This window comes from Polaromonas sp. (genome assembly GCF_029945895.1).
In the GTDB taxonomy this organism is placed as follows: domain Bacteria; phylum Pseudomonadota; class Gammaproteobacteria; order Burkholderiales; family Burkholderiaceae_C; genus Polaromonas.
Genome location: NZ_JAQSDL010000119.1, coordinates 1 through 6,959 on the forward strand (window position 1 = coordinate 1; position 6,959 = coordinate 6,959).

At 62.7% G+C, this 6,959-nt stretch carries 8 protein-coding genes; 5 read left to right on the forward strand and 3 right to left on the reverse strand.

The window, feature by feature from the left end; all coding sequences use genetic code 11:
* Nucleotides 1-387 precede the first annotated feature (387 nt).
* From PSV33_RS18850 to PSV33_RS18860, 3 genes are read right to left on the reverse strand one after another with little or no spacing between them, the layout of a single operon-like run.
* Nucleotides 388-702, reverse strand: coding sequence for a hypothetical protein (locus PSV33_RS18850; protein WP_096662229.1), 315 nt, complete (start codon nt 700-702; stop codon nt 388-390).
* Nucleotides 699-1,133: a DNA polymerase III subunit chi gene (locus PSV33_RS18855; RefSeq protein WP_300564160.1), complete on the reverse strand. Its 435-nt coding sequence runs from the start codon at nt 1,131-1,133 to the stop codon at nt 699-701. The genes PSV33_RS18850 and PSV33_RS18855 overlap by 4 nt, the downstream gene beginning before the upstream one ends.
* The gene (locus PSV33_RS18860) at nt 1,130-2,632 is read right to left on the reverse strand and encodes a leucyl aminopeptidase (protein WP_300564162.1); all 1,503 of its coding nucleotides are present in this window, start codon (nt 2,630-2,632) and stop codon (nt 1,130-1,132) included. The genes PSV33_RS18855 and PSV33_RS18860 overlap by 4 nt, the downstream gene beginning before the upstream one ends.
* A gap of 61 nt (nt 2,633-2,693) precedes the next feature.
* On the opposite strand from PSV33_RS18860, the gene lptF reads away from it, so the two are divergent.
* The 5 genes from lptF to PSV33_RS18885 all read left to right on the forward strand — a co-directional run.
* Nucleotides 2,694-3,821: an LPS export ABC transporter permease LptF gene (lptF, locus tag PSV33_RS18865; RefSeq protein WP_300560877.1), complete on the forward strand. Its 1,128-nt coding sequence runs from the start codon at nt 2,694-2,696 to the stop codon at nt 3,819-3,821.
* Entirely contained in the window at nt 3,818-4,972 is a 1,155-nt protein-coding gene (gene lptG / locus PSV33_RS18870; protein ID WP_300560875.1) for an LPS export ABC transporter permease LptG, read from the forward strand. Before lptF ends, lptG begins: the two co-directional genes overlap by 4 nt.
* On the forward strand, nt 4,972-5,334 hold the full coding sequence (locus tag PSV33_RS18875; protein WP_300560873.1) for a CbiX/SirB N-terminal domain-containing protein: 363 nt from the start codon (nt 4,972-4,974) through the stop codon (nt 5,332-5,334). The genes lptG and PSV33_RS18875 overlap by 1 nt, the downstream gene beginning before the upstream one ends.
* Before the next feature lie 94 nt (nt 5,335-5,428).
* Nucleotides 5,429-6,373, forward strand: coding sequence for a CysB family HTH-type transcriptional regulator (locus PSV33_RS18880; protein ID WP_300560867.1), 945 nt, complete (start codon nt 5,429-5,431; stop codon nt 6,371-6,373).
* 30 nt (nt 6,374-6,403) lie between these two features.
* On the forward strand, nt 6,404-6,959 hold a 556-nt coding region (locus PSV33_RS18885), incomplete at its 3' end, for an aminotransferase class I/II-fold pyridoxal phosphate-dependent enzyme (protein WP_300564164.1).

A 6,959-nucleotide genomic window follows, 5' to 3' on the forward strand; every position in this document is an offset into this window, starting at 1 on the left:
CATGGCGGCCAAAGCGACCGCAGTCCATTTCATTTGCATAAATACACTCCAATTATTAAATTACCGTTAAGGGTTGAGAACTGATTTTTTTACTCAACAGCCACGAACATAACGCAATTTCTGCGCCCGCACCATAGCAAGCAGCCCTAGTGTTGCGCGGTGGGGGCCGGGAAAGAAACGAAATTGATCTGCTATTAGCGAATCTAATAAAACGCGAGAAGCAGCCCATTCCCAACGGTAACGCTGGGCCGTGCGGCATGATCAGCCATCGGCAAAAATGCCGGCAACCGCAGGCAACAGGTCGTCCAACCGCAGCCGCTTCTGGCATTATTTACGTCCTTCAACAAGCCATCCGCATGGAAAGGGGAAGCCCGGGTCGCAGCAGTTTCAGGGCTTGTCCAGCAGTTGGCTGGCCAGTTCCTGTTCAAAGGCCTGGTTGACCGACTGCCGCACGACGATCTCGATTTCGTCCCTGAGGCTGGGCGCCAGTGCCTGGGTGTGCTCCAGCACCAGACGGCCCACGGTCTCGCGCAGCAGCCGGTCCAGTGTCAAATCGACACGCTGCATCACGCGATGCACCATCTGCTCCTGAAAGTGCTGCATGTCCATTGCCGCGGGAGCGGTCCGGCCCCCGGGCGTGGTGGCCTGGGGTTGCACCACTTCCGTCAGCGTGGGCACAAACCGGGGTGGCGGGCGGTTCATGTTGCGCCCGCGCTGGCCAGGTCATGCCGCTTCATGGCATAACCGCGGTCGGCGTAATGCTTCCAGCGGCTGCGGGCCGCCGCGCGGTCGTCATCGGCCAGGGTGACCAGTTCGATGAACCGCTCGAAACGCTCAAATCCGACCGGCACCTGGTGTCCGAGATTGACCAGCACCTCATGGTGGGGACAGGCCTCAAGCGACCCGGCCAGCACCACCGGCGTCACAGACACGGTGGACGGGACGGCGCTCAGGTGGCAATGCGGCACAAACTCCAGCGGGGAAAAGGTCCACAACAACTGGTCGAGCCGGTCCAGCATGTCCGGCTCGGCCGTCACCACCACGCGCGCCCCGCTGCCCCAGGCCTTGCGCAGCAGCCGGCAGCTGTAGGTCAGCTTGTCCGGCACGTTGAAATGAAAAGCAACTTCCGTCATGCGCGGGACCGGGCCCCCGCCTTGGGGGTCCGGGTTTTGGCTGGCGCCCTGGCTGGAAGAACCTGGCTCAGCAAAAAGTCGACCAGCAGGGGCACGGGCCGGCCGGTCGCACCCTTGGCGGCACCGCTTTTCCAGGCCGTGCCGGCGATGTCGAGGTGCGCCCAGGGAAACTTGCCGGCAAAACGCTGCAGAAATTTGGCCGCGGTGATGGCGCCGCCCGCGCGTCCGGCGACGTTCGCCACGTCCGCGAAATGGGTTTTCAGACCGTCGGCGTATTCGTCATCGAGCGGCATACGCCAGCACAAATCGAGCGAGCTGTCGCCGGCTGCGGCCAGGGCCTGAGCCAGGACGTCGTCACTGGAGAACATCCCGCTGCGCACGCCGCCCAGTGCAATCACGCAGGCGCCGGTCAGGGTGGCAATGTCCACCACGGCGCGCGGCTTCAGGCGTTCCGCATAGGTCAGCGCATCACACAGGACCAAGCGGCCTTCGGCGTCGGTGTTGAGGATCTCGATGGTCTGCCCGCTCATGCTGGTCACCACATCGCCGGGTTTGACGGCGCGACCGTCGGGCATGTTTTCACAGGCCGGAATCAGGCCCACCACATTGAGCGCGGGCTGCAGCTCGGCCAGCGCGCGGAAGGTGCCCATCACGCTGGCGGCACCACCCATGTCATATTTCATCTCGTCCATCTCGGCGGCCGGCTTGATGGATATGCCGCCGGTGTCGAAGGTGATGCCCTTGCCGATCAGCACCACCGGCGCTTCCGCTTTGGCGCCACCGTCATAACGCAGCACGATGAAACGCAGCGGTTCTTCCGAGCCCTGGGCGACGGCCATGAAAGAACCCATGCCGAGTTTGGCGACCTCTTTGGGACCCAGCACCTCCACCTTGATCCCGGGCAGCTTCCCGAGCTCCCTGGCGGCCTGGGCGAGCATGGTCGGCGTGGCGTGGTTGGACGGCCGGTTGGCCCACTCCCTGGCGAGTGCGAGGCCCGTGGCCAGCCCGACGCCCTTGTCGAATCCGGCACGGCTGCCCGCCAGCGAGGAGACAGCCACCAGCACCTGCTTGAGTTTCTGTTCGGCCGGCTTTGATTTGGTGGTGTTGTAAAGATAGGCGGCATCGGCGCACGCCAGCACGGCGGCACGCACAGCCTCCTGCCCGGCCTGCGGCAATGCGCAGAGGCTCAGCAGAACGCGCCGCGCATTGGTGTTTTTCAGGGTGACCATCGCGGCATGCACGGCAGTCCGTACGCTTTTGGCACTGCCGTCGCCGGCCCCCGCCAGCAGCACCCGCGTGGCGGCCACACCTTCGGGGCGGTAGGCGCTGAGCAGCTTGCCGGTCTTGCTTTCAAAGTCACCCGCCTTCAGGGCCAGAGTCACCATTTTCGACACTGCGTCGGTTCCGGCACCCGTCTCGCCGGCCACCAGGACAATCAGGGCATCACATTTTTCGGCGCAAATGCGGGCGGGGGTCAGGGTTTTGAGTTCAAAGTCCATAATCGAGGGTTAGGCGTCGCAAGCGCAGTTGTCGGTTGTTGTTAAGGGCAAGTTTCAGTCAATGTTATTCCAATCCTCGATCCGCAAAGAGCTGGCACGCAGTTTTGGAGCCACCCTTGTGGTTTTGATGACCATTGTGATCACCATCATCCTGATCCGGACACTCGGGCAGGCTTCGCGCGGCAGTGTCAACCCGCAGGACGTGATGCTGGTCATGGGTTACTCGGCTCTGGGCCGCATGCCGATTATCCTGACGCTCTCGCTGTTTGTGGCGATGGTCAGTACCCTCTCGCGCATGTACCGTGACAGCGAAATGGTCGTCTGGTTTGTCAGTGGCCGCGGGCTCGGCTTTTTTCTTGTTCCCCTTTTTCGCTTCGCCTGGCCGGTGCTGCTGGTGATCACGCTGATGTCGGTGTTTGTCTGGCCCTGGTCCAATCAGCAGACCCAGGAGGTGCGGGACCGGTACGAGCAGCGCGGCGACCTGGAGCGCGTCTCGCCCGGCCAGTTCCAGGAGTCGTCCAGTGGCAACCGGGTCTTTTTCATCGACCGCGATACCAGCGGGGAGAAAGCCAGCAACAACGTCTTCATCGCCTCCACCGAAAAGGGCAAGAATTCGGTGACCACCGCCAGTTCCGGCCGCATCGAAACGGTCGGCAAGGACCAGATGCTGCTGCTCGACAACGGCCAGCGGCTGGAAAGCGAGATCGGCAAGTCGGCCCTGAAGATCACCGAATTTGCGGAATACGGCAGCAAGGCCGGCGACAGTCCGCTGATCAACGGGGCCAACATCCCCGAAAAATCCAAGTCCACCCGTGAACTGATGAAGTCGCCCACACGAACCAACCAGGGCGAGCTGGCGTGGCGTCTGGGCATGGCGCTGGCCGCCATCAATTTTGTCGTGATTGCGCTGGCGCTGGCCAGTGTCAACCCGCGCGCCGGGCGCAGCGGCAACCTGATCTTTGTGCTGTTCACCTTTGTCGTCTATCACAACCTGCTGAACCTGGGCCAGAGCTGGATCAGCGTGGGCGCGGCCAATTTCGCCGGCTTTGTGCTGGCCCTGCACGGAGGCGCCTTGCTGCTAGCGCTGGGCTGGCTGTCCAAACGCCACCTGAACTGGACCTTCAAGGGCGCCATGAGCCGGCAGCGTAAACGGCAGGCCAGCCGGCAGGCGGGCAAGGTGGCCGCATGAAAACCATACGCCGACTGATTTATGGCGAGGTGCTGGCCTCCATTGCCTTTGTGGCGGTTGGGTTTCTGGCGCTGTTTTTCTTTTTCGACCTGGTCGACGAACTGCAGTACCTGGGCAAAAATGCGGCGGGCGTGGTCAGTTCCGACGAAAACACCTACCAGATCCGGCATGCGCTGTTGTATGTGGCGCTGCTGATTCCCAGCCACCTCTACGAGCTGGTGCCCATTTCGGTGCTGATCGGCACCATTTTCGTGATGGCCCGTCTGGCGCAGAGTTCGGAATACACCATCTTGCGCACCAGCGGCCTGGAACCCTGGCGCGCGCTGCGCCTGCTGCTGACCCTGGGGGCGATTTTTGTCGTGATCTGTTTTGCCATCGGCGACTACGTGGCCCCGGCTGCGGACCGTGCGGCCCAGCTGCTCAAGGCGCGTTACCAGGGCCGCATCACCATCGGTCAGACCGGCGCGTGGCTCAAGGAAAAACAGGCCTACAACAGCTATGTGGTCAACGTCGGCGCACTGTCGGCCGACAACGAAATGCAGGCGGTACGGGTTTTCGAGTTCGACAACAAGGGCCTGTTGGTGTCCATCACACGGTCGGCCATCGCCCGGTTTGCCACCGACGACTCCTGGCAGCTCGAAAACGGCACCCGGACCGAATTCACCGTGCAGCCAGGGCAGGCTTCCAGCAGCGGCGCTGGTCGTGACACCGCCAAAATCAGCATCAACAAGATCGCCCAGTTCCGCTGGCCCACCGGCATCAGCGCGGAGATGGTCTCGGTCGCCGTGCTCAAGCCGGAACGCATGAGCACCATCGACCTGTTCGCCTACATCCGTCACCTCAACGCCAATGGGCAGACCGCCCAGCGTTACGAAATCGAATTCTGGAAAAAGGTGTTTTACCCGCTGAGCTGCCTGGTGATGGTGGTGCTGGCCCTGCCCTTTGCCTACCTTCACTTTCGCAGCGGCGGCATCGCCGGTTATGTGTTCGGCGGCGTGATGATCGGCATCAGCTTTTTTCTGCTCAACAACGTGTTTGGCTACATCGGCAACCTGCAGAACTGGCAGCCCTGGCTGGCGGCCGCGGCGCCGGGCCTGCTTTACACCGCGATCTCGCTGGGCGCGTTCGGCTGGCTGGTATTGAGACGCTGATGGCCAGGCAAGGCATTGTTTTGTTTGCGCACGGCTCGCGCGACCCCCTCTGGCGTCTGCCGATCGAGGCCGTGGCCGAGGCGATCCGGGCGCGCGATCCCGGCGCCCTGGTCAGTTGCGCCTACCTCGAGTTGTGCACGCCGGATCTGGCCCAGGCCGCTACTGATTTGATAGCTGCTGGCGCAAGCACCATAAAGGTTTTCCCGCTTTTTCTCGGTGTGGGGAAACATGCCCGGGAAGACCTGCCGCTGCTGCTGGCAGAAGTCCGCGCCCAGCACCCGGACGTGCCGGTGGCCCTGATGCCAACGGCCGGTGAGCACCCACGGCTGACGGCCTTGATGGCCGATATCGCCCTGTCCTGAAGCGGAGGGCATGAAGGCTCGCTGCTTTGTGCTGCGCCCGCTCTTCTTAGGCTGCAAAGGGCATAATAAAGCGAATAATTAGCAAGAATCGGATATGAACCTTCATCAATTTCGCTTTGTCCAGGAAGCCGTCCGGCGCAACCTCAACCTTACCGAAACCGCACGCATCCTGCACACCTCGCAGCCGGGGGTGTCCAAGGCCATCATCGAGCTGGAGGAAGAACTGGGCGTGGAAATTTTTGCACGACATGGCAAACGCCTCAAGCGTGTGACCGAGCCGGGCGAACACGTTCTCAAAAGCATAGACATCATCATGCGCGAGGTCGGCAACCTGCGGCGTATCGGCGAGCAGTTCTCCGCCCAGGACAGCGGCACCCTGTCCATCGCGACCACGCACACCCAGGCCCGTTATGTTCTGCCGCAGCCGGTGGCCAGGCTTCGCGAAGCCTTTCCCAAGGTCAATGTCAGTCTGCACCAGGGCTCGCCCGACCAGGTGGCGCGCATGCTGATTGACGAGGTGGCCGAGATCGGCATTGCCACCGAGTCGCTGGCGCAGTATGAAGAGCTGGTCACGCTGCCGTGTTACGAGTGGCAGCACATGCTGGTGCTGCCGCTGGACCACCCTCTGGCCAGACAGGACAACATCACGCTGGAAGACCTGGCCGAGCAACCGCTGATCACCTACCACCCCTCGTTTACCGGCCGCACCAAGGTCGACCAGGCTTTTGCCGCCAAACACCTGCATCCGCGCATTGCGCTCGAAGCGATCGACTCCGACGTGATCAAGACCTATGTACGCCTGGGCCTGGGCGTCGGCATTGTGGCCGAGATGGCGCTCAAGGACGATGGCACCAACACCGACCTGGTCGCCCTGCCGGTCGGCCACTTGTTCGGCGTGAACGTGGCGCGTGTCGCCTTCAAGCGCAGCGCCTACCTGCGCAACTTTGTCTACAAGTTTGCCGAACTGCTCAATGACAAGCTCGACCGCGCCCAGATCACCCGGGCCATGAGCAGCCGCCACGGCGACTTCGAACTTTAAAAACCTTTCCTCCAGCACCCACCCATCCCCATGACAACCATGCCTTTTGCCAGCGAGCGCACGCCAGAACTACAGACCAAACTGCCCGCCGTGGGCACCACCATCTTCACCGTGATGTCGGCGCTGGCCCTCGAAAAAAACGCGGTCAACCTCGGCCAGGGCTTCCCGGACTTCGACTGCGACCCCCAACTGGTCGGCGCCGTCAACGATGCCATGACCCGCGGCCTGAACCAGTACCCGCCCATGCCCGGTGTGCCGGTGCTGCGCGAGGCGATTGCCGCCAAGCTGCAGCAGCTGCACGGCCGCAGCTACAACCCGGCCACCGAGATCACGGTGACGGCCGGCGCCACGCAGGCCATCCTCACGGCGGTGCTGGCCGTGGTGCACCCCGGTGATGAAGTCATCGTGCTCGAGCCCTGTTACGACAGCTATGTGCCCAACATCGAGCTGGCCGGCGGCATTCCCGTGCGCGTGCCCCTGACACCCGGCACCTTCCGCCCCGACTTCGACAAGATTTCCGCCGCCCTCACCCCCAAAACGCGCGCGATCATCATCAACTCGCCGCACAACCCCAGCGCCACCGTCT

Bases quoted from the DNA above. Each gene is read 5' to 3' on its own strand.
- PSV33_RS18850 (WP_096662229.1), bottom strand. From the start codon at position 702: ATGAACCGCCCGCCACCCCGGTTTGTGCCCACGCTGACGGAAGTGGTG.
- PSV33_RS18855 (WP_300564160.1), bottom strand. From the start codon at position 1,133: ATGACGGAAGTTGCTTTTCATTTCAACGTGCCGGACAAGCTGACCTAC.
- PSV33_RS18860 (WP_300564162.1), bottom strand. From the start codon at position 2,632: ATGGACTTTGAACTCAAAACCCTGACCCCCGCCCGCATTTGCGCCGAA.
- lptF (WP_300560877.1), top strand. From the start codon at position 2,694: ATGTTATTCCAATCCTCGATCCGCAAAGAGCTGGCACGCAGTTTTGGA.
- lptG (WP_300560875.1), top strand. From the start codon at position 3,818: ATGAAAACCATACGCCGACTGATTTATGGCGAGGTGCTGGCCTCCATT.
- PSV33_RS18875 (WP_300560873.1), top strand. From the start codon at position 4,972: ATGGCCAGGCAAGGCATTGTTTTGTTTGCGCACGGCTCGCGCGACCCC.
- PSV33_RS18880 (WP_300560867.1), top strand. From the start codon at position 5,429: ATGAACCTTCATCAATTTCGCTTTGTCCAGGAAGCCGTCCGGCGCAAC.